Source organism: Acinetobacter sp. YH12027 (assembly GCF_013420085.1).
In the GTDB taxonomy this organism is placed as follows: domain Bacteria; phylum Pseudomonadota; class Gammaproteobacteria; order Pseudomonadales; family Moraxellaceae; genus Acinetobacter; species Acinetobacter amyesii.
Map to the genome: position 1 here is coordinate 19,140 of NZ_VOYW01000028.1, position 24,171 is coordinate 43,310.

Sequence of the window (24,171 nt, forward strand, 5' to 3'; positions counted from 1 at the left end):
AGGTGGTATTTCATTGCACAACAGCCTGCACCGTACCATTTTCAACTTTGAATAATTGATAAGAAATAGATAAATCATGTAAGTGTTTTTGCACTGAATCATGGTCTAAAGTGGTAATAAAAACTTGACTACCAAGATGGCTTAAACGCTCAATTAAACGCTGTTGTGCGGTTAAATCTAATTCTGCTGTCAGATCATCTAATAATACCACAGTTTCCTTATTACAAGCATGTAGCATTGCAATCTGTGACAGTTTTAACGCCATGATCAATAACTTTTTTTGCCCACGAGAGAGTACAACATCTGCATCCCCCATAGCGGTTTTTAACCTTAAATCTGCACGGTGCGGACCATACTCGGTATAGCCACGCTCGCAGTCTTTAAAATGCTGATTGGTCAGATCATTCAACAGCCCTGTTTCGGCATGAAAGCCTGCATTGTATTCCAGTGTCACTGTTAAATCAGGCAATAAGGCTTCTAGATCTTGTTGAAAATATCGAATCCACTGTTCCACCACATTACTGCGCAGACTATGTAATATCTCACCATAATCACTGAGCATTTTGTTCCACGGTTCTAAGTCAGACAGACTCAAATGACGTCGTGATTTCAGCAAACTATTCCGCTGTTTTAATGCCCGTGCATAATATTGCCATGCATGGTAAAACTCCGGTTCCACGTGGAACATCAACCAATCTAAAAGTTGACGTCGTGGCTTCGCACCATGATCAATAATATCGGTACTTTGTGGATCGATGAGTTGTAGCGGTAAAATCTTGGCCAACTGCCCTTGTGTCCCCACAAGGTCGCCATTGATTTTTATCACTTGCTCGCCCGACTGCATTTTTTGCATACCAATGCGGTCTGTTGCAGACTGCGCAAAGACGACAGCGTCAGGGCTGTTATTTTGAATATAATTTTTCGGAATATGGGTTCGAAAAGAACGTCCAGTTGCCAGCAAATGTACTGCTTCTAATACAGAAGTTTTGCCTGAACCATTTTGCCCATAAAAGACATTAAACGGTTGCAACCCAGAGAGTGCAACCGTCTTTAAATTTCGAACACGTTCTACATGTAAACGCGTGATATGCATAATAATTGAGACGTCAGTCCGAATTAAACACGCATTGGCATCACAACATAGGTTTGATCTTGTTGTTGTGGATCTTGTACCAATACAGATTGGTTGGCTTCTGTCATGGTCATTGCAACATCATCACCATCCAATACATTCAGAACTTCCAATAAGTACTGTGCATTGAATGACATTTCCATCGGTGCATCAGCATATTGAATTGCGAGATCTTCGATAGCTTCATCTTGCTCAGGGTTATTGGCACGAAGTTGTAAAGTGTCCGCATCAAACTTCAAGAATACGCCGCGCAATTTTTCATTACTTAAAATCGCCACACGTTGTAGTGATTGTTTAAATACATCATGTGCAATGCGCACATTTTTATCACCACCACGTGGAATCACACGGCGGTAGTCAGGGAATTTACCATCGATCAATTTTGTGGTGAAACGTACGGTAATATCACCCTGCTCTTTATCACGGCTGGCAATGGTAATCGTTACATTTAATAATTCACGACCAATCAACAACGATAATTGCTCGTCTTCAACACTCAATAGACGCTGCAATTCACCTACAGCTTTACGTGGAACAATCGCTTGCATTGCTTGTGTCGCATTCGAGCTTGCCACTGTTTCACACATCGCTAAACGGTGACCATCGGTCGTTACTGCACGCAATTGATTTTCATCAATTTCAAGCAAAGTACCCGTCAAATAAAAACGCACATCTTGAACCGCCATGGCAAAAGACGTTTTTTCAAATAAACGCTTTAACTCACGTTGAGTCACACCGACTTGAGTGCCTTGAGTATTTTCAGTGGTTAATAATGGATAGTCTTCTGCAGGCAAAGTACCCAATACAAAACGACTGTTGCCAGATTTTAAAATACAACGTTGATCTTCAGTAATTTGCAAATCAATCAATGCCGCTGACGGTAATGATTTACAGATATCCATCAATTTACGTGCAGGAACAGTCGTCACTCCTGCTTGTAAACATGCACCTTCAGTAAGTGGTGTGCTTGCAACCAGTTCAACTTCAAGATCTGAACCGGTAATGGTCAAAGCTTGCTCAGTTACCTGTACTTTTACATTGGATAAAATATTTAAGGTATGGCGACGTTCAACCGCTCCTACGACATGTGATAGTACATTCAGTAAGCTTTCTTTCGCGATTTTTAAACGCACGATACATTCCTCTAAAAACTGAAGATAGACAAAATAAATTAATTTTTTAGCAGTGTACTATGCGGCAGAATATACCGCATTGCAAGAACAGAATTTGAACGAAAAGACTTAACTTTGCAGCAGACGTTGCAAGTTTTTATAGTCCTCATTGAAGATTGGATCTTCTTCACGCAGGCTTTGTACTTTTTCACAGGCATGCATCACAGTACTGTGGTCACGATTACCAAAAGCCATACCAATTTCAGGGAAACTATCCCCTGTCAGTTCACGTGCTAGCCCCATAGCCAACTGACGTGGACGTGCATAAATACGTGTACGTTTTGGACCAACCAATTCTTTCAATGGAATACGGAAATATTCACTCACCACACGCTGAATGTTTTCAGTACTGATGGTGCGCGCACGAATTGCCAACACATCTTTTAACGATTCACGCACCACATCTAGATCGATTGGGGTGCCTTTAAAACGAGAAATGGCTACGACTTTATTCAGCGCACCTTCTAGTTCACGGACATTGGCAACCACTTGTTGAGCAATAAACAGCGCACAATTCCGTGGAAGTTCCACCCCATTGCTTTCCGCTTTTTTCAGTAAAATTTCAATACGGGTTTCAATATCAGGTGGTTCCACACCCACCGATAAGCCCCACGAAAAACGTGAAACCAAACGTGGATCAAGTTCAGTCAGTTCTTTTGGATAACGATCTGAGGTTAAAATGATTTGCTTAGATTCATCTAATAACGCGTTGAAGGTATAGAAAAACTCAACCAAGCTGGCCTCTTTACCCGCCAACAAATGAATATCATCCACCAATAACAAATCTAATGAACGACAGTTTTTCTTAAATTCTTCGACCTTACCTTGCTGTAGCGAGCTCACAAAGTCTTGTACAAAACTTTCAGCCGTCATGTACATCACACGTGCATTCGGCTTCGCTTGCAATAATGCATTACCTACGGCTTGCATTAAATGGGTTTTACCTAAACCAGTCGGTCCATATAAAAATAACGGGTTATGCTGCGAAGCACCGGGCTGCGTCAAGACTTTACGACAGGTTTCTGCCGCCATCTGATTGGAACGGCCTTCAACAAACAAGGAAAAGGTAAATAATGGGTTAAGCTGACGCTTACGGTTATTTTTTGAAGACGTCTCTTCTTTTTCTTTTTTAGGACGAGTCGGTACCAATACTTGTGGTGTTGACTCTAATGCTGCGGTGGTTGTTGCTGGTTGTTCAGCTGCAGATAAAATTGCACCAGGCCGTGAATCAACCAAAATCTCAACTTTACGTACCCGACCTTCAGACAACTGTTCCGCTAAAATTGAAATCAGTTCTAAATGGTGCTCTTGAATATAGCGCGTCCAATACGGATTCGGTGCATAGAGTTTTAGACTATCACCTGCATCTTCTGCCACCAGTGGGCGTATCCACATTGTATAGACATTTCCTGAAAGCTCTTGTCGCAAGCGAGTTAAGCAGTCTGTCCAAAGCATGTGAAACCCCTATTTCAGTCCATTGTACGTAAAAAAATAATTCAACCCCGCCTAAGCGGGCAGCCATTCTAACCATCTTATCCACATCTGTCATGAACAAATCAGTCGAAATCGATCAAAAAAACGCAAATTGAGTTTAAATTTAAATTTAAATCACGTGTGGATAAGTTTATCCGCAAGCTGTGGATAAATTGTAGCACAAAGTTATCCACAAACTATCAAAATTATAAAAACATCGTTATCCACAATATAATTATTTGTTTTTTAAATCTAAAAATGCGTTTTCCACAGAAAATATCAACACTAATAGTAATAAATTTAAATTTTAAAATTTGAATTTATTTATAAGATCGACCCATTCTGGGGATAACTCGAGGGTTGGTTTAAATTCAAATTTAAATTCATAAAAACCAATTCACAAATTTGAGGTTGTGGATAAATCTGTGAGTAAACTTGAAGATAACTTAAATAATTAATATATACAATGATTTAGTTTGTGGATATTTTAATTTAAAACTTTCTGACTGATTTCTAATCCTTATATTATCTTGATATATCACAGCCTAGATTTTGAAAGAAAGCGTGTTTTTCATTGACAGCTCAAGCAATGAGCACTAAAATCGCGAACCTTTACTGAAAGATCATTTGTGGAGTTTCGATATGAAACGTACTTTCCAACCTTCTGAGTTGAAACGTAAACGCGTTCATGGTTTCCGTGCTCGCATGGCTACTAAAGCTGGCCGTCAAGTATTAGCGCGTCGTCGTGCAAAAGGTCGTCACAGCTTAACTGTTTAATTTCAGTTAAGACTGTCAAGACTTGGGTGTTATGACAACACTTTACGGCTTTAGCACAGATGTGCGAATACACTGTGCTGCCGATTATAAAAGTGTGTTCGATGGTGCGCTTTTTAAAGTGCATCAACCCCATTTCTTATTTCTAGCAAAAATCTCCGAACAGCCGAATAGCCGTTTGGGTATTGTTGTTGCTAAGAAAAAAGTGCGCCGCGCACATGAAAGAAATCGAGTAAAACGACTTGCACGCGAAAGTTTTCGCCTGCATCAACAGCAGTCTAATGTATTAGATATTGTCGTTATGCCAAAAATGGGCATAGAGGCGGTACCGAATGCAGAGTTGCATCAGCAATTACAATTTGCTTGGCAAAAATTGCAGCGCCTTGCAAATAAGCATAAAAAAATAGCTACCTCCCCACAAGCGTAGAGATGACCAATGGTTCGTTTACTGCATTGGCTTATTCGTTTCTATCAGATTGCGATTAGTCCTTTATTGGGACCACGCTGTCGTTATATTCCAACATGTTCTCAATATTCTTTGGAAGCAGTCCATCAACATGGTGCTGTACGTGGAGTGTGTCTAGCTGTTCAGCGTATTTGCCGTTGTCATCCTTGGGGCGGTTCAGGCTATGATCCTGTTCCATCAAAAGCAATTCGTTTTATTTCATTTCAGCAAATAGATTCTCAAACGCTTCACGTTGCTGTACCCTTTCGTGAACGTTTATTGAACCAAAATCACTCTAACCATTTGGGGTAATACCTATGCAACAATGGGCCAGGATTGCAATTCTAGGGGCCATGTTTGTTGTCGCATATTTGCTCATTTTGGCTTGGCAGAAAGATTATGGAAATGCGGAACAAAAACCTCAGCAAAATGCTGCGGTGGTAACGCATGAAGTATCTGCCGATTTACCAAATGGCCAGACAGCTACGGCTGCTACTGATGTGCCGCAAGCAAATAATGCTGCTACACAACAAACAACAGATGCCACTGCACCTGTTAGTCAACAGTTAATTTCAGTACAAACTGACCTTTACCATCTTTGGATTAATCCAAAGGGTGGCGATATTGTTCGTATTGAATTACTCAATCATGACAAAAATAAAGACAGCGACGAACCGTTTGTAATGCTTGAAAGCGATGCAAAACGTACTTATGTTGCTCAGTCTGGCTTAATTGGTCTTAATGGCCCTGACAGCAATCCGAAAGGACGTCCAACCTATGAGATTGAAAAATCTTCATATACGTTGAATGACGCAAAAGCTGTGAAGGGTAAAGATGGCCAAACAGCAAAAGTTTTGTCAGTACCAATGGTTTATAAAACAGCAGATGGTGTAGAGGTTATTAAAACCTTTAACTTCACTGAAGGTGAATACCCTGTTGTCGTGAATCATAAAATCGTGAACCGCAGTGCTCAGAACTGGCAAGGTCAGATGTTTGGTCAGCTTAAACGCGACAACTCTGAAGATCCAGGTAAATCTGATCAAGGTATTTTCACTTTAGGTACATTCCTTGGTGGTGCATGGGGTTCGCCTGAAGAACATTACAACAAACTTAAATTTGCTAACTTCAATGAAGAAAAATTGAATGTTGAAGCAACTGGCGGTTGGGTTGCAATGGTTCAGCATTACTTCGTGAGTGCGTGGATTCCTGGACAGATCAAATTAACGCAAGCCAATGGTCAACCTTATGCTGCGAAACTTGAGTCACGTAAATCTACCGATGATATGAACATTATTCAGTTCACTTCACCTGCAATCAATGTTCCTGCAGGAACTGTGGCAGAAGTAGATGCAACGTTCTATTCAGGTCCAAAAATCCAATCTGAATTAAAAGAATTGGCGGTTGGTTTAAACCAAACTGTAGACTACGGTTGGTTATGGCCTATTGCGAAATTATTGTTTGTCGGTCTTGAGTTTTTCCACGGTTTAGTGGGTAACTGGGGTTGGTCAATTATTCTATTGACGATTCTGGTGAAACTGATCTTGTGGCCATTGTCGTCGAAGAGCTACCGCTCTATGGCGAAAATGCGTGTGATTGCACCTGAAATGCAACGCATGAAAGAAGAGTTCGGTGAAGACCGTATGCGCTTCTCGCAAGAAATGATGGCATTGTATAAACGTGAACAAGTGAACCCACTATCAGGTTGCTTGCCGTTATTGCTCCAAATGCCGATCTTCCTTGCTTTGTACTGGGTATTGATGGAGTCTGTTGAACTACGTCATGCGCCATGGTTAGGTTGGATTCAAGATTTATCTGCGATGGATCCATGGTTTATTTTGCCGCTATTAATGGGCTTGACCATGTTCATTCAGCAAAGTTTGAACCCACAACCGGCTGATCCAATGCAGGCGAAAGTCTTCAAAATCATGCCAGTGATCTTTACGGTATTTATGTTGTTCTTCCCTGCGGGCCTTGTGCTTTACTGGATCTGTAACAACAGTATTACTATTCTTCAACAAGGTTTGATTAACAAATCAGTTGAAAAAGACCGTTTAAAACGAGAAGCGGCTGACTCAGCAAACTAAGCATTGCTGATGGGCTGAATAAATCCGCTTAAGATGGTAATCTTAAGCGGATTTTTCTTTATCTGTCGTTTGAAAATTTTTAGGTGAATTTTATGTTAAACCGAACCACCATCGCAGCAATTGCCACACCGCCGGGTCGTGGTGGTGTCGGCGTGATTCGCCTGTCTGGTCCCAAATCTTATGCCATTGCAGAAGCATTAACGCAGAAATCCCTGCCTCAAGCTCGTTTTGCTGGTTTCCGTAAGTTTTATGATGCATCCAATGAAATCATGGATGAAGGTTTGGTGATTTGCTTTCCGAATCCGCACTCTTTTACGGGGGAGGATGTGGTGGAACTTCAAGGTCATGGCGGACCCGTTATTCAAAATGCATTATTGGCGCGGTTGCTAGAATTAGGTGCTATTGCTGCGAAAGCGGGCGAATTTTCGATGCGCGCCTTTGAAAATGGCAAAATGGACTTGGTGCAAGCCGAGGCGATTGCCGACTTGATTGATGCTACCTCGCAAGCGGCGGCACGTTCTGCGGTACGTTCATTACAAGGTGCCTTTTCGAGCAAGGTCAATACGGTGCTAGAAAAACTTATCCATTTGCGTTTGCATGTGGAAGCAGCGATTGATTTTCCTGAAGAAGAAATCGATTTTTTGGCAGATGGTAAGATTTTGGGCTTATTAGATGAAGTTGCAAGCTCGGTCCATGCTGTGCAGCAGTCTGCCCGTCAAGGTCAGCTACTGCGTGAAGGTCTACAAGTGGTGATTGCCGGCAAACCTAATGCAGGTAAGTCTTCTCTACTCAATGCTTTGGCGGGTGTGGAACGTGCGATTGTGACGGATATTGCCGGTACGACACGTGATGTCTTACATGAAAAAATCAGCCTCAATGGTTTGCCGATTACCTTGACCGATACCGCTGGTTTACGTGAAACCGGTGATATCGTCGAAAAAGAAGGGATTCGCCGCGCAATTAAAGAAATTGAGCAAGCTGACTTGTTACTTTTGGTCTATGACTTAAGTCAGGGTGAAGATCCACTACAATTGGCTCAAGCGTACTTCGCCGATCATATTGAACCGAAGCGTTTGATGCTGATTGGTAATAAATGCGATTTGACGGGATCTACCGCAGAAATGACCGATTTAAACGGTTTTCGACATATTCGTGTTTCGGCTAAACAAGAAACCGGCGTTCAAGCGCTTATTGATGCGATTACAGCGCATGCAGGCTTTCAACCAGAAGAAGATACCTTTATTGCTCGAACACGCCATTTAGACGCAATGAAGCGCACGCAGCGCTATCTTGCAGAAGCACGTGAGCAGTTGGTGGTTTATCATGCGGGTGAGTTGGTAGCCGAGTCTCTACGTTTGGCGCAAAATGCCTTAGGTGAAATTACGGGCGATTTCAGTGCGGATGATTTGCTAGGGAAGATTTTTGGATCGTTCTGTATTGGCAAGTAATAAAACGATTGAGCTCCTCATTTCACCTATGGATAGATCCATCCAAAGCACGATATTCGAAAACATCGTGCTTTTTTTACATCGTTTAGCGTGGGTTTGAGCCAAAAATGATTTTAAAGATTGTTCTCAGCACATCTTTTATTTTCATCCCATAAAAAGGATTGATTGCTGCTCTTTTTGAAGCTGCTTCAACTTTGACTTTGAGTGTTGCATAGTCTGGAAATTGTTGCTGTTGCGAGGATTTTTCGACCGCTGACAAAATATCAATTAAAAAAGCACGATTGATTATTGAACTTAATGGAATGGATTGATACCACTGTTTTTCAAAGCGACGATCTAAAAAGATATCGGGAATTTCGGGGCTAGTGGCATAAAACATGGCTTTGGTGCGCATACATTTACTGCATTGACCACAATTTTTTGGTCGAGCCCTATAGTCCACACAAATCGACAGGGTTTGTAAATCTAAGTCAGATTGGCTTAAAAATGCGGTTTTTGTGATCGCGTGACATCATCGTCGAGGGTGATTAAGACCCCAGATCGGTTCTTCATCAATCGGTTGGATGCCGTATTTGAGCCATAGGGATGAACGAATAATTGTTGATCTAAACGGTAATCGGCTGAAATTCGATATTGCTGGTAATGTTCAAAAATCGAAGCGCAGGAAAACAGCGAAAAGATATGTGTGACATGCGAACCTTTAGGGTTACAGCCATATTTACTGTACAGCGTGTAAGCATCGGTTTTTACCACGCGACTTTGCTTAAAAACTTGGCTTCTAAAGTCATGGGTCTGATCCATTAAGGCCTGAAATTTTTCATGGTCATCAAATTTATAATCCATTCCATGCACAGTGAGACAATCAGAGTCTTGCCCATTTTCAAGAAAAGCTTTGTATGTACTATATGTGGAGTCAATTCCACCGCTAAAAAAGCTTAAATTTTGAGTGGTTTGGTATGCCGGTGGTGTTTGGATAATTGATGCAGCACTGAGCATGACTGGTTGATATAAATCAGGTAACCAAGCGGCCCAGACAGTTGAAACCTCCCGTGCGGAGTGGAGGGTTTGTATTGAAATAGGTCCTTCTATATGCAGCGGGATGCCAAGGCGCATGGCAATGGGTAAAAAGCCCCAAACGATAAAATCATAAGTTTCTAATTGCGGTAAGGATTCAAAGGGTAAAATATAGTGAATATTCCCGTATTCGCTGCTGGCGATGATTTGATTTTCCGCAGTGTTAATTTGACATTGAATTTTTAGCATTTTTTAAATTATTGAATCACATCACACAAGATCTTAATTTAATTTGATTGATTTTTATAGGGTTTCTTAATTGTTTTTGGGTTTAAGAAGCACCTAATACAAGATGCTTCTTGAATACGATCCGTGGTTAATTGGTGTTCAGACTACGGTGCCAAAGCAATAAGCCGATACACAATAAACCTACGCCAATACAAAAACCTAAAACACCGACCATCAAGCCAAAATGATCAGATAAATAACCAGCCGCAATAATTGGAATAATGGTTCCTAAATATCCGATAAACAAATAGGTCGAGATCACCGCAGCACGGTTTTGATTGTTGGTCATTTGATGAACTAAGCCAAATGCGCCTAAAAGCCCTAGACCATGCCCTACACCGACTAAAATATCGCTAATAAAAAACAATGCACTCCAGTGTTGGGTCATACATAGCGCAAGGAGCGCATAGCTCAGTATTAACACTATTAAGCCGGCATTGACACATTTTGCAGAAGGAATCGATTTCGCCATAAATTGCACGACAGCGGAAACCAGCAAGATACTTGCAATGGCACTACCACTGACCAAAGGGCCATGCCATGGGATCGCATCTTTGACGAAAGAGGGTGCGAGTGATGCAAATAAGCTGAAGGAGCCAAAGGCACAAAAGGCAGTCAGTCCAGCGATATAAAATCGTGAATGATCACGCTTTTCAGGCAATTCCAAATGTGGTGCCACTGAAAAAGGCTGTGGCTCAAAATTCGGTGTGCGAATAAAAAATAACCCCATTAAACACGCCACCCCCCCAAAGATCACAGGGATATAAGGGGTGACTAAAGGCTGTTCCGAAAATTGGGCAATCACTCCACCAATAAATGGGCCAAGACCAAAACCAATCACGGTAATGATTGAACTCCACTGTGGAGCATTATTTTTATGCGGTTCAGGAATGGTATAGACCAAACCAAGCATGGCTGAGGTGCTGATTAAACCCGAGGCAATCCCGATAATAAAGCGCCCGATAGATAACCACAGTGCATTACTGGCAAACACTGATAAGCTTAAACCTAAGATGATGCACGCCATACCGATTTGCAGGGTTCTTAAAAAACCAAAACTGTTACTGGTACGACCTAAAAACAGCAAGGTCGCTAGGCAACCAAACATGTAGGCAACAAAGATATAGGTGATATGACTCGGCAGCAGTCCCCAAAGTTGTTGATAAATGGGATACAGAGGACTAGCTAGCGCTGTACCAATAGTGCCCATACAGAGTGCAAGGCTCACCATGATAAACGGTCGCCAAGAGGGAGATGTGGTCATTTTAAAGTCGCAGAGGTACAGCCAATAGGGTCAATATTGTGCTGTATGAGAAAGAAGAATATATGGACTCAGTTTAATGCCGATTGTTTTCCATGGTCAAATCACAGTTGTAACGTTATCCATAGCGTTTAAGCAGTTTTACAAATTCTTCCAGTTCTGCTTCATTGATTTCAACATCTTGAGGCAATACATGATGGCGTAAATGTGCTTCGATTAATTCATTCATTAATCCATTCACTGCACCCTTGATGGCCGCAACCTGTTGTAAAACCTCGATACACCCTGCTTCGGGTTGCTGTAAAGCCAGTTCGACCGCATTGACCTGACCTTGTAGACGTTTAACCCGATTTAAAATCTTTTTGTCCTGATGTAAATGACTCAACACTTTCTCCCGAAAATAAATATACTATGGGGGAGTATATTTAAGCATAGAACCTAATGAAAACTTCCCCATCCATCCGAATTCATCATCATCAATTTGATGAAGGTAATCCACTCGCACAAAAACGGATCTTAATTGCCACTATTTTAACGGCAGTCATGATGTTGTTAGAAGTTATTGGCGGATGGATTTTTAATTCGATGGCATTATTGGCTGATGGTTGGCATATGAGTTCACATATGTTGGCATTAGGTTTGGCTTATTTTGCCTATCGTGCGGCACGCCACTATGCCCAAGACGCTCGTTTTAGCTTTGGAACTTGGAAAATTGAAATTTTAGCGGGCTATAGCAGCGCGATATTATTGATGGTCGTTGCTGCATTTATGGCTTTTCATTCGGTGGAACGCTTATTCAACCCGGTCCAAATTCATTATAACGAAGCAATCCCTATTGCGATTTTAGGTCTGGTGGTGAACTTGATCTGTGCTTGGTTATTGCATGATGACCATCACCATCACCATCACCATCACCATCACCATCATAGCCATGAGGAGCAGCATGATCATCATCACGACCTCAATCAGAAAGCAGCCTTCATGCATGTGGTTGCTGATGCGGTGACTTCTGTGTTGGCGATTGTGGCTTTATTTGCTGGAAAATGGATGGGCTGGGGATTTTTAGATGCGCTATTGGGGATTGTTGGTGCGGTACTTGTTGGTAAGTGGGCCATTGGGCTGATGAAAGAAACTGGACAAACATTACTGGATGCGGAAATGGATCACCCTGTCGTTGATGAGATTCGAGAGATTTTAATGCAATTACCTGTCGACGTCGATGTAACTGATTTACATGTATGGAAAGTGGGTAAAGGTCAGTTTTCATGTATTGTGGCCTTAGAAACCAGTCAGGCATTGAGCGCAGATGAAGTGCGTCAAGCGCTGTCGATTCATGAAGAAATTGTACATGTGTCTGTTGAAATTAATTCACCTGATGCAGCTTAATATGTTCCACGTGAAACGGCATGTAGCTATTGCGTAATGAACTGAAAAAAGCCCAAAACTTTCACACGTTAGGGCTTAGAATGCTCAATCAATTAAATGTTGAAGTTCTGTCTATGTTGAAAAAAGTATGTGCGTTGGCGTTGAGTACCACCCTTTCGACTTTTGCTTTAGCAGATGCGGCACAGGTTCAAAAGCTCTTGGCAGAAAAGCACCCCAGTTTAAAAATTGAAAATATTCAAAGTACCGAAATGCCGGGCATATATAGTGGCTTTGTTGAAGATCAAGTTTTGTATTTGAGTGAAAATGCGGATTATGTGATCGCAGGTTCTATGATTCGTTTAAAAGATCAAAAAAATCTGACCAAACAATTGATCCTCAGTCAGCAAAAAACTGAGTGGAATAAACTTCCATTACAAGATGCGATTAAAACAGTCAGGGGGAATGGGAAGCGCCAAATCGCGATCTTTTCTGACCCAAATTGCCCATATTGTAAGAAGCTTGAAGTAGAACTGGCAAAACTCAATGATGTGACCATTTATACTTTTGTCACAGCGATAAAACCACAGTCGTTGGCGCCATCGAAGCAGATTTTTTGTGAGTCAAACCCTGCTATGGCCTGGAATAATTTAATCAATAAGGGAATTCAACCGAAGTCAGCGAAAAGCTGTGCAAACCCGATTGAGCGAAATTTAAAATTAGCAAAAAGCTTAAAATTAAATGGTACACCGGGAATTGTGTTTGCTAATGGTTCGATTTTAACAGGTGCATACCCGACTGCTGAATTAGAATCAATTTTAAAAGAGATTAAATAATTTCAAGCTGTACGATGAATAAAGTACAATTAAAAAAATACCCGTCTATAGGCGGGTATTTTAATGGCGTTATAAAAAAAACTAGACACGGGTTTTTTTCGTAACGAGATTATAGATAAACAACACGATAATCGCACCAATAACGGATGCGATAAATCCAGCGGCAGAATTTTCTCCATATAGACCTAATAAACGTCCGCCATAGGTCGCAAGTAAGGAACCTGCTATCCCGAGAAGGGTGGTCATAATGAAACCCGCTTTGTCATCTCCAGGATGGATCGCACGTGCAATTAAACCAGCAATAAAACCAACAACAATCGCAACAATGAGTGACCACATAGTAACTCTCCTTTTGTTATCATGTATTTGTTTTTTACGACATGTTCAATCTTTATCTTTAATCAAAACTAAGCTGAGCTACAGCCTAAACATGCAAAAAACTGTTGTTTTTTTGTTCTGAAATAGCAAGAAAAGTAAAAAAAAAGTGGCCTTCGGCCACTCTTAAGTATCTGATCTTGCTTAGAGACCAATTTCGCCAATAAATGGAATGTGACGATATTTTTGATCATAGTCCAGACCATAACCTACGATAAATTTATCTTCGACTTCAAAACCTAAAAATTTCACTTCGAGTTCAATCTCACGACGTGAAGGCTTGCTAACCAAAGTACAAAGCTCGATTGAATTTGGATTGCGCGTCTGTAAAATTTCTAAAACTTTGCTTAAGGTATTTCCTGAATCGATAATATCTTCAACCACCAAGACATCTTTATCTTTAATGTCGCCGTCTAAGTCTTTTAAGATTTTTACATCACGAGTAGATACGGTCCCACCGCCATAACTTGAAACGGTCATGAAGTCGAGTTCATGCGGTTTTGAAATTGCGCGGCAAAGGTCAGCCATAAAAATAACAGAACCGCGTAAAAGACCGATTAACACCAACTCTTTGTCGCTGTTAGCATAGTGTGCATCAATTTTTGCGCCAAGCTCTTTCACTTTAGCTTGAATTTCTTCAGTGGAAATCAGTACGCTCATTTGAACAGACATGGGTAGATACCTAAAAAAGCAAATCAAAAAAATAAAAAAGGTGTTGACTTGCAACACCTCTAAAGATGAACCAATTTTAATACATCTGGCTCGCAGATGCATCTTTTTTGCCGTTGAAAATGTAATCAGTTTTTCTTGGAAGTGCTGTCACGCTTGAGTAAGCACAAACAAGCGACGGCAATCAGTCCAATTTTCAACGCTGTTTTTCGTCTCGGTCGAGCCGTTTTATGCTTTGACATACGCACATTGTCCAAACACATAGGTGGCATGGATATTACGATCATCACCCATCAGCATGAGGGCAAATAAAGCATCTTCCAGATTTTTGGTATGTTGTTGACGTAGGGCTTGTAGCGCAGTGGCTTTTAAATCGAGCACCACAAAATCTGCTTCTTTGCCCAAATCAAAGTTTCCAAGTTTGTCCTCTAGATCTAAGGCTTTTGCTCCCCCTAAAGTGGCATGGTACAGCGCTTCAAATGCGGATAGTTTATCGCCTTGAAGTTGTTGAACTTTGTAGGCTTCATTGATGGTTTGTAGTTGGTTAAATGAGGTGCCTGCACCAATGTCTGTGCCTAAGCCGACTTTCACCTGTTTTTCCCATGTTTTCTTTAATGGAAATAAACCACTGCCTAAGAACAAATTCGAGGTTGGACAAAACGCAATGGCAGAGTTGGTCTGATGCATACAGTCCCATTCGGCATCTTCCAAATGCACGCAGTGCGCAAACACGGAACGTGATCCGGTCAGACCATAATGATGATAAACGTCTAAATAGCCTTTTTGCTCAGGGAATAATGATTTGACCCACGCAATTTCATTTTTATTTTCACTCAAATGCGTATGCACATAAACATCAGGATACTCGGCTTTTAGCTCCCCTGCCCGTGCCAATTGTTCAGGCGTTGAGGTTGGGGCAAAACGAGGCGTGATGGCATACAGGTTACGGCCCTTGCCATGCCACTTTTCGATGAGTACTTTGGAGTCGTTGTAGCCACTCTCAGCTGTGTCACATAATGCTTCAGGGGCATGTCGATCCATCATGACCTTACCGGCAATTAAGCGCATCTGATGCTGTTCTGCAGCTTTAAATAAAGCATCGACCGATTGTGGATGAACGGTACAAAAAACAAGAGCTGTTGTGGTTCCGTTTTTGAGTAACTCGTTTACAAAGAACTGTGCAATTTGCTCTGCATAAGCCGGATCTTCAAATTGGATTTCAGTTGGAAAGGTATAGGTATCAAGCCATTCCAGTAGCTGTTCACCATAAGCCCCCATCATTTCCGTTTGTGGATAATGGATGTGGGTATCGATGAAACCCGGAACAATCAATTGATCTGGATAATGCTGTACTTCAACCTGATCTGGGAGATGGTGTTGTCCCTCAGACCATGGACCGAACCATTGAATTTTTCCGGCTTGCGTAATCAGCAAACCATCTTCGAAATAGCGCACTTGGTCGTGAATTTCACGTGCTTGGGCAACTGTATTCTGAATATCTAGAAAGCGACCACGGATCGCTGTAGATGCGATAACAGAAGACATGACATACCTGCAGTTTAGAATTTTTTCGGTTGATTGTAGCCCAATTTGGTTCAAAATACCGTTAGAGTAATTGTGAAAATGTGTTCTAAAAAATAGAACAGCTGTTTATGAGTGATTCTGTTTTTTTGTTCATTGTGTTTGATTTGAATAATACAAAAGCATTGAGCTGTATACATTGCATCGATGAATGAATAAAGACCATGAGTCGCAACGCTTGCTATATTGATCTCAAGAGCGCCCTTTAAAAAACGACAATGAACCCTTTAATGTACATGCGTTATTCAGACCAATTAAAACATGACCTATTGCAGCATCAAGGCATCATGCAGATTTTACATGCCCTGTATGCCATAGATACACAGGCTTATTTGGCTGCAGGCGTGGTTCGTAATTTGATTTGGTCACAGCGACATCAACAACACTATGCACTGGAAGGCACAGAAGTCGATGTGATTTATTATGCGGAACATGATGATGGAACACAGGGTTACAGGATTCAACAGCAGATGCAGTTGGATTTTCCTCACATTCATTGGGATGTCACCAACCAAGCGACAGTACACCAGTGGTATCGCTTGGAAAATGGCGAGCCGATACAGGCGCTCAAGTCGATTGAGCATGCGCTATCTTTGTGGCCAGAAACTGCCACTGCCATCGCCGTTAAATTGGATGATCAACAACAAATACAGCTGATTGCTCCTTTGGGTTTAGATGATTTATTTGAGTTAAATGTCCGTTGGAACCCACGTTTAGTCAGTCAGGCGACTTTTTTGCAGCGTGTGCAGCAAAAACAATTTTTACAACGCTGGCCGAAACTCAAACTCTTGATGACGCCTGAAGCTTAGCTCATGGCTTTATTACAGAATAAAAAAGCCTTCTCGAAAGAAGGCTTTTAATCATCTAAGTGTTTTAAAGCATGGTTTCATGGTACTTCTTGCTGTGTCGGATCGATAACCACGCGGTGATAGTTAAGGTCACCACAATAAAGCCGAGTGAAATCCAAATTGGCATGTGGAACACATCAAGCAACAGCATCTTAGCGCCAATAAATACCAGGATAATGCCCAGACCATATGGTAAGTAATGCATTTTCGATGCAGCACCAGACAAGAGGAAGAACATGGCACGTAGACCCAAAATCGCCATCAAGTTTGCAGTCAGTACAATAAACGGGTCAGAGGTAACCGCAAAGATTGCTGGGATTGAGTCCACCGCAAAAATCACGTCCGATGCTTCAACCAAGATCAACACTAAAAAGAGCGGCGTTGCCCACAAGACACCATTTTGACGAACGAAGAATTTATCTTCATGCATTTGAGGGGTAATACGCATGTGTTTACGTAGCCACTTCAAAATTGCCATATCTTCGATATCTTTGTCGTCTTCGTCTGAACCCTTAAGGAATTTAAAGCCGGTATACACCAAGAACGCACCGAAGAAGTACAGCACCCAAGAGAATTCTTGAACGAACCATGCCCCAATAAAAATAAAGATGGTACGCAGTACAATTGCGCCGAGGACACCGTAGAGCAACAGTTTACGCTGCAAAGCAGGTGGAATGGCAAAGGCAGCAAAGATCATGAGCCAGACAAAAACGTTATCAATTGCGAGTGATTTTTCGAGCAGATAACCAGCGAAATATTCCATGACTTTGGTATTTGCAACAGCAACACCAGCGGTTTGCTGTAAGTAGAGCCACAGTGCACCACCGAATAAGGTAGCCACAGAGACCCATGCAATACTCCAATAGGCAGCGGTTTTGACTTTGATTTCTTGGCCTTTGTTATTTTTAAAGCCTAAAAAGTCGATGAGTAGCATGATGGTGACTAAACCGAAAAATGCCAGATATAGCCATAATGAGCCAATCGTTTCCATGTGTATTCTCCACATCTAACAACCAGCCATAAAAAAACCTCGACCAGTTGCCAGACGAAATAAAACGCCTGAGACAACATGATCAAGGTCTTGCCTACATCGTACTGTAATGATTTGCAGCAGCGATGCTCAGATACCGACTTTTTGCAAAGTGTAATGACGATATTCTGACACGTAAAACAAGGTTTACGTTTGGAGGAGGCTACTCCCCTTGTTCAAATTTTGTTTTGGACACTGTCCAAATATGCGGCAAAGCATGACAGTTTTTAGTACAAAGTGCAATCGGCAATTTGCGAATTCATTTAATGTGCCACAGGAGGGTTAAAATCACCACGGTGTACTAACGCTAAGGCTAAAAGTGTGCCGATCACGGCGATGATTCCTCCGATCACACCAATATAACTCAAACCGAAATGAACGCTGACGATACCGCCCAAGAGTGCACCACCGCCAATCCCGACATTATAAAGTCCCGAATAAATAGCCATGGCGACATCGGTGGCGTCGGATGCGAGATGTAGTGTCTTTGACTGTAATGCGAGACTAAATCCAATGATACTCATGCCCCACAATAAGCACACTGCACTTACACCTGCAAAACTGAAAGAAACAGGAAGCAACAGCAGCATGGATAAAGCCAGTGTGGCTGTACTTAAAGGAATCGCAACTTTGGGATATTTCCCACCAAATTTTCCAAAGAGATAAGAACCTAGAAAGCCTGCTGCACCAAAGATTAATAACAACGTGGTGGTTTGCATGGAGCTGAATGCAGCAATGTTGAGCGAGAACGGTTCGATATAGCTATATGCGGTAAATTGCGCGCTAATTACGATAATGGTTAATGCAAAGACCATCATTAAGCTTGGACGGCGAATAAACTGTTTTAGGCTGCTCAGCGAGCCAGAGTTCAAACTCGGCAGTATCGGCAGCGTTTTGGCTAAAATCAGGCAAACGATACTGGCGCCAATGCCAATCAGAGCAAAGGTATTTCGCCAACCATAGGCTTCTCCGACCATACGCCCAAACGGAATACCGAGAACCATTGCCAAAGCTGTGCCTGTGGCTAAAAGTCCCAAGGCTTGAAATTCTTTGCCTTTCGGTGCAACACGAACTGCCAGCGACGCAGTAATTGACCAAAAAAGTGCATGCGAGAAAGCAATGCCAATTCGACTGAGCAATAAAGTATTAAAGCTCCATGCGAAATACGACAGAATATGGCTGACAATAAACACCATAAATAAGCAAATCAGGAGTGAACGACGTTCAATATTTTTGGTCAATAACATGATCGGCAAAGAAATCGGAGCAACCACCCATGCATAGAGCGTAATCATGATGCCGACATCGGTCGCTGCCAAGCTAAAGGTTTTGCCAATATCGCTGAGCAACGCGACAGGTACAAATTCAGTGGTATTAAAAATAAATGCTGCGAAAGCCAAAGCAATCACAGCCGTCCAAGAGCCAGAAGAAGCCGTTTCGGAGGGAGAGGCAGACATGAGTGTCTTCAAATAAATAAAGTGGCTTATTTTACTATGCTCTATACACGAGCAGGAACAGATTTAAGCCCCGTGCATGCGGTTTAAATTAATACAAAAACAACAGAGTTGACCTGCATTACATGCCAATTTATAAAAAAATGGAGGAAATTTAAGATGTTTGTACAACAAGATGATGATCAAAAAAAAGGAGCTTTCTTTGTTGAGCAAGATGGGGAGCGTTTGGCAGAGATGACTTACTCATGGGCAGGCGATGATAAATTTATTATTGATCATACCGATGTCAGTGACAGCTTGCGAGGACAAGGTGTTGGACGACATCTCCTCGATGCAGCAGTGAATTTTGCTCGGGAAAAGAACGTGAAAATTATTCCACTCTGCCCTTTTGCAAAATCTGTATTTGATAAAGATGAATCGATTCGTGATGTTCTACGCTAAATTGTATAGCGTGATGTAGATTAATCATTTGGATAAATAAAAATAGCCTGATCGTATTGCAATCAGGCTGTTTTTATTTGAAATCTAGCTATGAAATTGAATTAAGATCGTGATTTATACAGCGATACAACCAAGCATGCTGCAGCAATCAGTAATACAAAGATAGCGACAAGATAAAGGTCCATAATAAAAATATCCGGCAAGTGTGATTTAATTGTTTTTTAATTAATGTGAAAGGTGTACGGATTTATTATCACCTACAGTTGAATATAGGTTGTTTAAGTTCTGTACCAATCACTTTCTCGTTTGTTACACGGTGTATTTTTTCATAAAAAGGAAGAAAAAACAGTGACTATGCAACATCAAGATAATGGTCAAAAAGGTGAATTTTTTCAGTTAAATGCTGAGGGTGTACGCCTTGCAGAAATGAGTTATCTATGGCGTGATGAACATACCATTGTGGCAAATCACACGTGGGTAGATGATTCATTGCGTGGGCAAGGGGTTGCTCGTGTACTATTGGATCATTTGGTGGAATTCGCTCGTGAGAAACACTTAATAATTATTCCAACCTGTTCTTATGTAGAGGTGATGTTTCGCCGAGACAAGACATTAGCCGATGTTCAAGCCTAAAAAAGCCCGCGATGCGGGCGTTTTATCAGTATGAAAATTTAAAAACTGCTTTGTGCTCAATTGAGCTTGAGTTTCAACACCGTTGATGGTGTTTTGACGATATGTGGCCACAATTGTAACAAAATCGAGCAGATCAATATTCCTAAAACCAAGCTTAAACACATGATATTTAATAAAGCAAAATCATTCAGCACGAAATAAATACTGCCAATGGTCATCATCATTAGTAAATAAATAAGATAGTGAGGAATCACGGTGCGCAGTGTTATTCCTAAAATAAATGAGCAAATAACGACATTAAAAAAATCTGAAACGCCAAAATTATTCAGTATGATCAAGGCAGCAAAATATACACAAGTGATCGATAAAAAAATGAGTAAATTTTTAAGCATGGTCGGCCTCTTTATTCATCTTCAAATGGAAATAATTTCATTGTTTTAATATGTATAAGTTTAAAAAAATGAAGGTGATATCGGTATACGTGATCTTGGTTTTGTGTTGTAAGTTAAAAAGCACATTTGATTAAAAAATATACAAACATTTTACTCATTCTGTAGCGATTTCTACGTTAAAATCGTGCAAATACTTTAAGAATAAACACAATGATACAACTCTGTTATGCCAGTACACGTGTAGAACAACAATTTGATTTAATACAAGATTTAAGTGATATTTTGGTGAGAGCCCGCAGCTTTAATACTGAAAAAAATATTTTTGGCGTGCTGTACTATGCCGAAGGCCGGTTCTTCCAATGCCTGCAAGGTGAGCAAGCGGCTCTCGAACAGCTTTTTCAGCATATTGCGAAAGATACTCGCCATCGGGATATTGTGCGTTATCCTGATCAAAATATTGATCAAATCGATTTTTCAAAATGGTCGATGAAATATGTCAACCGACATAGTGAAATTGCTAGTTTGTTTCAGCGCTTTGGATATTCAAGCTTTCAACCCGACGTGCTCAATCTAGAACAAATTCAGGCGTTTTTAACGACATTGTTAAGATTAGAGAATGTTGAACAGCCGGTTAAGCTGGATTTAGGCTATAAAAACCGAGGCTATCAGCATTATTTTTAAGCTGAGTGTGAATAAAAAAAAGCCCGCGCAGCGGGCTTTTTTTTATTTTATCTAGTGGGTTTAGGCTTTTAATGCACTGATCAACTTCTGATGTAAACCACCAAAACCGCCATTCGACATAATCACCACAGCATCGCCCTCGCCTGCCTCGCTTACGATGGTTTGAATGATCTCATCCAGTGAACGAGCCACCACAGCTTTATTCGCAGCAGCTTCAATCACAGGTTGTAGATCCCAATCCAAACCTTCAGGTTGATACCAAATCACTTCATCTGCTAAGCGTGCAGAATGTGCAAGCCCATCTTTATGGCTACCCATGCGCATGGTATTAGAACGTGGCTCGATTACCGCCCAAAGCTTACGTTCACCCAAGCGCTTACGTGCACCTTCCAGTGTGGTATCAATTGCAGTTGGGTGATGTGCAAAGTCGTCATAAACTTCAACGCCACGTACGGTACCCAAAAGTTCCATACGACGTTTTACACCACCAAAGTTCGAAAGCGCCTCACACGCCGTTTCAATCGAAACACCGACATGTTCAGCCGCAGCAATGGTTGCCAAAGCATTGGCTACACTGTGTTGCCCAGTCATATTCCATTTGACTTCGCCTTTCACGACACCATGCTGAAGCACTTTGAAATGTGAACCGTCAGCAGACAATTGCTCTGCATACAGCTCAGATTTGTCATTGGCATCTAAAGATGTACGCACTACAGGTGTCCAGCAGCCCATTTCCAAGACTTCATCAATATTTGTCTCTGTGATGGGCGCAATGATACGGCCTTCACTTGGAATAGTACGAACCAGATGATGGAATTGCTTTTGAATCGCCGCCAAGTCATCGAAGATATCGGCATGGTCAAATTCAAGGTTATTTAAAATCGCCGTTTTTGGATGATAATGCACGAACTTCGAACGTTTGTCGAAGAATGCAGAATCGTATTCATCGGCTTCTACACAGAAGTATTTTCCACCGCCTAAACGTGCACTCTCAGTGAAACCCAATGGCACACCGCCAATCAAAAAGCCTGGTTCTAAACCTGCTTGATCGAGGACCCAAGCGAGCATGGTCGTTGTTGTCGTTTTACCATGGGTGCCTGCAACACCTAAGACATGTTTACCTTGTAGCACGTGGTCTGCAAGGAACTGTGGGCCAGAAATATAAGGCAGGCCTTCGTTCAGCATGTATTCCACTGCATCAATGCCACGTTTCATTGCATTGCCGACAATCACGAGATCTGGGTGTGGTTGAAGGTGGCTACGGTCATAGCCTTGCATTAAGGTAATGCCTGCATTTTCCAATTGGGTAGACATTGGTGGGTAAACGTTTTGGTCTGAACCCGTCACCTTATGTCCTAAATCACGCGCCAAGAGCGCCAATGAACCCATAAAGGTGCCACAAATACCCAAGATATGCAGATGCATTCGTTCTAACTCCACTGCTTTTATCGACACATCACTTTGTTATTGTGGTGTTGTCATTATAGATTTGGTTGAAAAGGTTAATTTCATTTGAGAGCAACCATAGCAAGGGTCTTAGCGAAAAGATAGATTTTTTTGTATGAGATCGTGCAAAAAGATTGAGCACGTAACTGATCAAATGTACGCAATTTTCTTGAGGATAAAAACACGGAAAATAGGCGCGAAATCATGATGAAAAACGTACAATAAGCGCAATTTTTTGCGATCTTGATTGCTTATGTCACTTGCCCTATTTTTATTGATTATCTCCAACTGTTTTATGACTTTGGCCTGGTATGGACATCTGAAATTTCTACATGATGCGCCGCTCTGGCAAGCGATTTTATTTGGATGGGCTATAGCATTACTCGAATATAGTTTTATGATCCCAGCAACGCGACTGTTGGCCAAACATGGGTGGTCTTTGGGTCAAATGAAAATCACACAAGAAGTCGTGACGCTATTGGTCTTCGTTCCATTTATGATTTTCCTTTTTAAACAACCCTTTAAGTTGGACTATTTGTGGGCAGGTTTATGCCTTTTTGGATGTGTCTATTTCGTGTTTCGCAGTGCTTAACTGATCCAATGCTGCATGGCTCTGATCATTTAAGTGAGGCGTGTTTGCAGGCATTTTTGAGGACTTTACTAAACTCACGGTCTCGTGGAGTGGGATCTTCATAGTCAAAGGCATAATCACTCTCATTGGTTAGTACAGTCTTTGACCGTCTGCTTCAAAGTCCATGAGTGCAAAACCAAAGCTTTGGTCATCACAATACACACGATATTCTGAAATTGAATACATGTTATCACGGCCATCATCTGCTTTGTAATAGCCTGTCATCTTGAACGACTCACGTTCATCAATGATCGATTTGCCAGTGACTAAAAATTTTTCGTGGATGTAGCCATTACTCTTAATCTGGCTGTTATAGCCTTTTTGTTTCTGTAAGAGGTTAAATTCTATTTCAAATTGGCTGGTATTGAGTTGAACCAGTTGGGCAAAACTCTGAGAGCTTAAGGCTAAAGTGAGCAGGATGAAGATCTGTTTCATCTTTAAAGTGTCTTATAAATATTGATTTAATAAAAGTTTTTATAAAATTGAAAAAAATAAAAATAATTTTATAAAAATATTATGGAGTTTTCTCTTTAAAGACAACCGTTAAATTTTATCAAATGGAGCTTAAAACTCAGTCCTTCAGGTCAGAGATATAAGCGACACGACATGAAGTGTCGTTTGATTTAACTAAGGACTATTTTCCTTGAGTTTTGATTGTTAATATAAGTACATGAAAACCCTTAAATTACGTATAAAAGACA

The 24,171-nt window shown here is 41.3% G+C and carries 27 protein-coding genes; 13 read left to right on the top strand and 14 right to left on the bottom strand.

Going from position 1 to position 24,171, the window contains the following annotated elements; translation table 11 throughout:
- Positions 1 to 10: 10 nt before the first annotated feature.
- The 3 genes from recF to dnaA all read right to left on the bottom strand — a co-directional run bounded on the left by recF (position 11) and on the right by dnaA (position 3,759).
- Entirely contained in the window at positions 11 to 1,093 is a 1,083-nt protein-coding gene (gene recF, locus FTT94_RS11070) for a DNA replication/repair protein RecF (protein ID WP_180170800.1), read from the bottom strand.
- A 23-nt stretch (positions 1,094 to 1,116) separates the two neighbouring features.
- The gene (gene dnaN / locus FTT94_RS11075; RefSeq protein ID WP_180005503.1) at positions 1,117 to 2,265 is read right to left on the bottom strand and encodes a DNA polymerase III subunit beta; all 1,149 of its coding nucleotides are present in this window, start codon (positions 2,263 to 2,265) and stop codon (positions 1,117 to 1,119) included.
- A gap of 108 nt (positions 2,266 to 2,373) precedes the next feature.
- A complete protein-coding gene (gene dnaA, locus FTT94_RS11080) occupies positions 2,374 to 3,759 on the bottom strand; it encodes a chromosomal replication initiator protein DnaA (RefSeq protein WP_180170801.1) in 1,386 nt (461 codons plus the stop codon).
- Between the two features lie 660 nt (positions 3,760 to 4,419).
- On the opposite strand from dnaA, the gene rpmH reads away from it, so the two are divergent.
- The 5 genes from rpmH (at position 4,420) to mnmE (ending at position 8,528) form a co-directional block, all read left to right on the top strand.
- The gene (rpmH, locus tag FTT94_RS11085; protein WP_000831329.1) at positions 4,420 to 4,554 is read left to right on the top strand and encodes a 50S ribosomal protein L34; all 135 of its coding nucleotides are present in this window, start codon (positions 4,420 to 4,422) and stop codon (positions 4,552 to 4,554) included.
- A 31-nt stretch (positions 4,555 to 4,585) separates the two neighbouring features.
- On the top strand, positions 4,586 to 4,978 hold the full coding sequence (rnpA, locus tag FTT94_RS11090; protein ID WP_078189509.1) for a ribonuclease P protein component: 393 nt from the start codon (positions 4,586 to 4,588) through the stop codon (positions 4,976 to 4,978).
- Positions 4,979 to 4,987: 9 nt separating this feature from the next.
- The gene (gene yidD / locus FTT94_RS11095) at positions 4,988 to 5,308 is read left to right on the top strand and encodes a membrane protein insertion efficiency factor YidD (RefSeq protein ID WP_078189510.1); all 321 of its coding nucleotides are present in this window, start codon (positions 4,988 to 4,990) and stop codon (positions 5,306 to 5,308) included.
- A gap of 5 nt (positions 5,309 to 5,313) precedes the next feature.
- A complete protein-coding gene (gene yidC, locus FTT94_RS11100) occupies positions 5,314 to 7,080 on the top strand; it encodes a membrane protein insertase YidC (RefSeq protein WP_180022819.1) in 1,767 nt (588 codons plus the stop codon).
- Between the two features lie 92 nt (positions 7,081 to 7,172).
- Positions 7,173 to 8,528, top strand: coding sequence for a tRNA uridine-5-carboxymethylaminomethyl(34) synthesis GTPase MnmE (gene mnmE, locus FTT94_RS11105; protein WP_168379513.1), 1,356 nt, complete (start codon positions 7,173 to 7,175; stop codon positions 8,526 to 8,528).
- Positions 8,529 to 8,613: 85 nt separating this feature from the next.
- On the opposite strand, the gene FTT94_RS11110 is transcribed toward mnmE, so the two are convergent.
- The 4 genes from FTT94_RS11110 to FTT94_RS11125 form a co-directional block, all read right to left on the bottom strand.
- On the bottom strand, positions 8,614 to 8,922 hold the full coding sequence (locus tag FTT94_RS11110; RefSeq protein WP_180170802.1) for a hypothetical protein: 309 nt from the start codon (positions 8,920 to 8,922) through the stop codon (positions 8,614 to 8,616).
- A gap of 86 nt (positions 8,923 to 9,008) precedes the next feature.
- Positions 9,009 to 9,791 carry a hypothetical protein gene (locus FTT94_RS11115; protein ID WP_180170803.1) on the bottom strand — a complete coding sequence of 261 codons (783 nt, stop codon included), beginning with the start codon at positions 9,789 to 9,791 and terminating at the stop codon, positions 9,009 to 9,011.
- A gap of 127 nt (positions 9,792 to 9,918) precedes the next feature.
- Entirely contained in the window at positions 9,919 to 11,094 is a 1,176-nt protein-coding gene (locus FTT94_RS11120) for an MFS transporter (protein ID WP_257231403.1), read from the bottom strand.
- 115 nt (positions 11,095 to 11,209) lie between these two features.
- On the bottom strand, positions 11,210 to 11,476 hold the full coding sequence (locus tag FTT94_RS11125) for a metal/formaldehyde-sensitive transcriptional repressor (protein WP_180009138.1): 267 nt from the start codon (positions 11,474 to 11,476) through the stop codon (positions 11,210 to 11,212).
- 56 nt (positions 11,477 to 11,532) lie between these two features.
- Here FTT94_RS11125 and dmeF point away from each other — a divergent pair, with 56 nt between their 5' ends.
- Both dmeF and FTT94_RS11135 read left to right on the top strand, forming a co-directional pair.
- Complete coding sequence (gene dmeF, locus FTT94_RS11130) at positions 11,533 to 12,477, top strand: CDF family Co(II)/Ni(II) efflux transporter DmeF (protein ID WP_180170804.1); 945 nt, start codon at positions 11,533 to 11,535, stop codon at positions 12,475 to 12,477.
- 113 nt (positions 12,478 to 12,590) lie between these two features.
- Positions 12,591 to 13,289, top strand: coding sequence for a DsbC family protein (locus tag FTT94_RS11135; protein WP_180118273.1), 699 nt, complete (start codon positions 12,591 to 12,593; stop codon positions 13,287 to 13,289).
- 81 nt (positions 13,290 to 13,370) lie between these two features.
- On the opposite strand, the gene FTT94_RS11140 is transcribed toward FTT94_RS11135, so the two are convergent.
- From FTT94_RS11140 to guaD, 3 genes are all read right to left on the bottom strand, one after another.
- On the bottom strand, positions 13,371 to 13,628 hold the full coding sequence (locus tag FTT94_RS11140; RefSeq protein WP_180027157.1) for a GlsB/YeaQ/YmgE family stress response membrane protein: 258 nt from the start codon (positions 13,626 to 13,628) through the stop codon (positions 13,371 to 13,373).
- 180 nt (positions 13,629 to 13,808) lie between these two features.
- A complete protein-coding gene (gene hpt, locus FTT94_RS11145; protein ID WP_078194457.1) occupies positions 13,809 to 14,336 on the bottom strand; it encodes a hypoxanthine phosphoribosyltransferase in 528 nt (175 codons plus the stop codon).
- Between the two features lie 225 nt (positions 14,337 to 14,561).
- On the bottom strand, positions 14,562 to 15,878 hold the full coding sequence (gene guaD / locus FTT94_RS11150) for a guanine deaminase (protein ID WP_180170805.1): 1,317 nt from the start codon (positions 15,876 to 15,878) through the stop codon (positions 14,562 to 14,564).
- Positions 15,879 to 16,144: 266 nt separating this feature from the next.
- On the opposite strand from guaD, the gene FTT94_RS11155 reads away from it, so the two are divergent.
- Positions 16,145 to 16,723 carry a nucleotidyltransferase family protein gene (locus FTT94_RS11155; protein ID WP_180022824.1) on the top strand — a complete coding sequence of 193 codons (579 nt, stop codon included), beginning with the start codon at positions 16,145 to 16,147 and terminating at the stop codon, positions 16,721 to 16,723.
- Between the two features lie 64 nt (positions 16,724 to 16,787).
- Here the strand turns inward: FTT94_RS11155 and FTT94_RS11160 are convergent, their stop codons facing one another.
- Together FTT94_RS11160 and FTT94_RS11165 are read right to left on the bottom strand one after the other, a co-directional pair.
- On the bottom strand, positions 16,788 to 17,753 hold the full coding sequence (locus tag FTT94_RS11160) for a TerC family protein (protein ID WP_180170806.1): 966 nt from the start codon (positions 17,751 to 17,753) through the stop codon (positions 16,788 to 16,790).
- Between the two features lie 302 nt (positions 17,754 to 18,055).
- Entirely contained in the window at positions 18,056 to 19,249 is a 1,194-nt protein-coding gene (locus tag FTT94_RS11165) for a sugar transporter (protein WP_180036059.1), read from the bottom strand.
- A 132-nt stretch (positions 19,250 to 19,381) separates the two neighbouring features.
- Here FTT94_RS11165 and FTT94_RS11170 point away from each other — a divergent pair, with 132 nt between their 5' ends.
- The 4 genes from FTT94_RS11170 (at position 19,382) to FTT94_RS11185 (ending at position 21,393) form a co-directional block, all read left to right on the top strand.
- Positions 19,382 to 19,687, top strand: a complete 306-nt coding sequence (locus FTT94_RS11170) for a GNAT family N-acetyltransferase (protein WP_347269446.1) — start codon at positions 19,382 to 19,384, stop codon at positions 19,685 to 19,687.
- Between the two features lie 306 nt (positions 19,688 to 19,993).
- The gene (locus tag FTT94_RS11175) at positions 19,994 to 20,320 is read left to right on the top strand and encodes a GNAT family N-acetyltransferase (RefSeq protein ID WP_257225408.1); all 327 of its coding nucleotides are present in this window, start codon (positions 19,994 to 19,996) and stop codon (positions 20,318 to 20,320) included.
- A 255-nt stretch (positions 20,321 to 20,575) separates the two neighbouring features.
- On the top strand, positions 20,576 to 20,761 hold the full coding sequence (locus FTT94_RS11180) for a hypothetical protein (protein ID WP_180005551.1): 186 nt from the start codon (positions 20,576 to 20,578) through the stop codon (positions 20,759 to 20,761).
- A gap of 161 nt (positions 20,762 to 20,922) precedes the next feature.
- On the top strand, positions 20,923 to 21,393 hold the full coding sequence (locus FTT94_RS11185) for a BLUF domain-containing protein (RefSeq protein ID WP_180170807.1): 471 nt from the start codon (positions 20,923 to 20,925) through the stop codon (positions 21,391 to 21,393).
- Positions 21,394 to 21,453: 60 nt separating this feature from the next.
- Here the strand turns inward: FTT94_RS11185 and mpl are convergent, their stop codons facing one another.
- Positions 21,454 to 22,818, bottom strand: a complete 1,365-nt coding sequence (gene mpl / locus FTT94_RS11190; protein WP_180106614.1) for a UDP-N-acetylmuramate:L-alanyl-gamma-D-glutamyl-meso-diaminopimelate ligase — start codon at positions 22,816 to 22,818, stop codon at positions 21,454 to 21,456.
- A 274-nt stretch (positions 22,819 to 23,092) separates the two neighbouring features.
- On the opposite strand from mpl, the gene FTT94_RS11195 reads away from it, so the two are divergent.
- Positions 23,093 to 23,431, top strand: a complete 339-nt coding sequence (locus FTT94_RS11195) for a DMT family protein (protein WP_078189529.1) — start codon at positions 23,093 to 23,095, stop codon at positions 23,429 to 23,431.
- Positions 23,432 to 23,560: 129 nt separating this feature from the next.
- Here the strand turns inward: FTT94_RS11195 and FTT94_RS11200 are convergent, their stop codons facing one another.
- Entirely contained in the window at positions 23,561 to 23,905 is a 345-nt protein-coding gene (locus FTT94_RS11200) for a hypothetical protein (protein WP_228157220.1), read from the bottom strand.
- Between the last annotated feature and the right edge of the window lie 266 nt (positions 23,906 to 24,171).

Coding starts and splice junctions, on each gene's coding strand:
- recF (WP_180170800.1), bottom strand. CDS start 1,093: ATGCATATCACGCGTTTACATGTAGAACGTGTTCGAAATTTAAAGACG.
- dnaA (WP_180170801.1), bottom strand. CDS start 3,759: ATGCTTTGGACAGACTGCTTAACTCGCTTGCGACAAGAGCTTTCAGGA.
- FTT94_RS11110 (WP_180170802.1), bottom strand. CDS start 8,922: ATGCGCACCAAAGCCATGTTTTATGCCACTAGCCCCGAAATTCCCGAT.
- guaD (WP_180170805.1), bottom strand. CDS start 15,878: ATGTCTTCTGTTATCGCATCTACAGCGATCCGTGGTCGCTTTCTAGAT.
- mnmE (WP_168379513.1), top strand. CDS start 7,173: ATGTTAAACCGAACCACCATCGCAGCAATTGCCACACCGCCGGGTCGT.
- rnpA (WP_078189509.1), top strand. CDS start 4,586: ATGACAACACTTTACGGCTTTAGCACAGATGTGCGAATACACTGTGCT.
- yidD (WP_078189510.1), top strand. CDS start 4,988: ATGGTTCGTTTACTGCATTGGCTTATTCGTTTCTATCAGATTGCGATT.
- FTT94_RS11155 (WP_180022824.1), top strand. CDS start 16,145: ATGTACATGCGTTATTCAGACCAATTAAAACATGACCTATTGCAGCAT.
- mpl (WP_180106614.1), bottom strand. CDS start 22,818: ATGCATCTGCATATCTTGGGTATTTGTGGCACCTTTATGGGTTCATTG.
- hpt (WP_078194457.1), bottom strand. CDS start 14,336: ATGTCTGTTCAAATGAGCGTACTGATTTCCACTGAAGAAATTCAAGCT.
- rpmH (WP_000831329.1), top strand. CDS start 4,420: ATGAAACGTACTTTCCAACCTTCTGAGTTGAAACGTAAACGCGTTCAT.
- FTT94_RS11140 (WP_180027157.1), bottom strand. CDS start 13,628: ATGTGGTCACTCATTGTTGCGATTGTTGTTGGTTTTATTGCTGGTTTA.
- FTT94_RS11115 (WP_180170803.1), bottom strand. CDS start 9,791: ATGCTAAAAATTCAATGTCAAATTAACACTGCGGAAAATCAAATCATC.
- yidC (WP_180022819.1), top strand. CDS start 5,314: ATGCAACAATGGGCCAGGATTGCAATTCTAGGGGCCATGTTTGTTGTC.
- FTT94_RS11200 (WP_228157220.1), bottom strand. CDS start 23,905: ATGAAACAGATCTTCATCCTGCTCACTTTAGCCTTAAGCTCTCAGAGT.
- FTT94_RS11135 (WP_180118273.1), top strand. CDS start 12,591: ATGTTGAAAAAAGTATGTGCGTTGGCGTTGAGTACCACCCTTTCGACT.
- FTT94_RS11185 (WP_180170807.1), top strand. CDS start 20,923: ATGATACAACTCTGTTATGCCAGTACACGTGTAGAACAACAATTTGAT.
- FTT94_RS11165 (WP_180036059.1), bottom strand. CDS start 19,249: ATGTCTGCCTCTCCCTCCGAAACGGCTTCTTCTGGCTCTTGGACGGCT.
- FTT94_RS11160 (WP_180170806.1), bottom strand. CDS start 17,753: ATGGAAACGATTGGCTCATTATGGCTATATCTGGCATTTTTCGGTTTA.
- FTT94_RS11195 (WP_078189529.1), top strand. CDS start 23,093: ATGTCACTTGCCCTATTTTTATTGATTATCTCCAACTGTTTTATGACT.
- dmeF (WP_180170804.1), top strand. CDS start 11,533: ATGAAAACTTCCCCATCCATCCGAATTCATCATCATCAATTTGATGAA.
- FTT94_RS11120 (WP_257231403.1), bottom strand. CDS start 11,094: ATGACCACATCTCCCTCTTGGCGACCGTTTATCATGGTGAGCCTTGCA.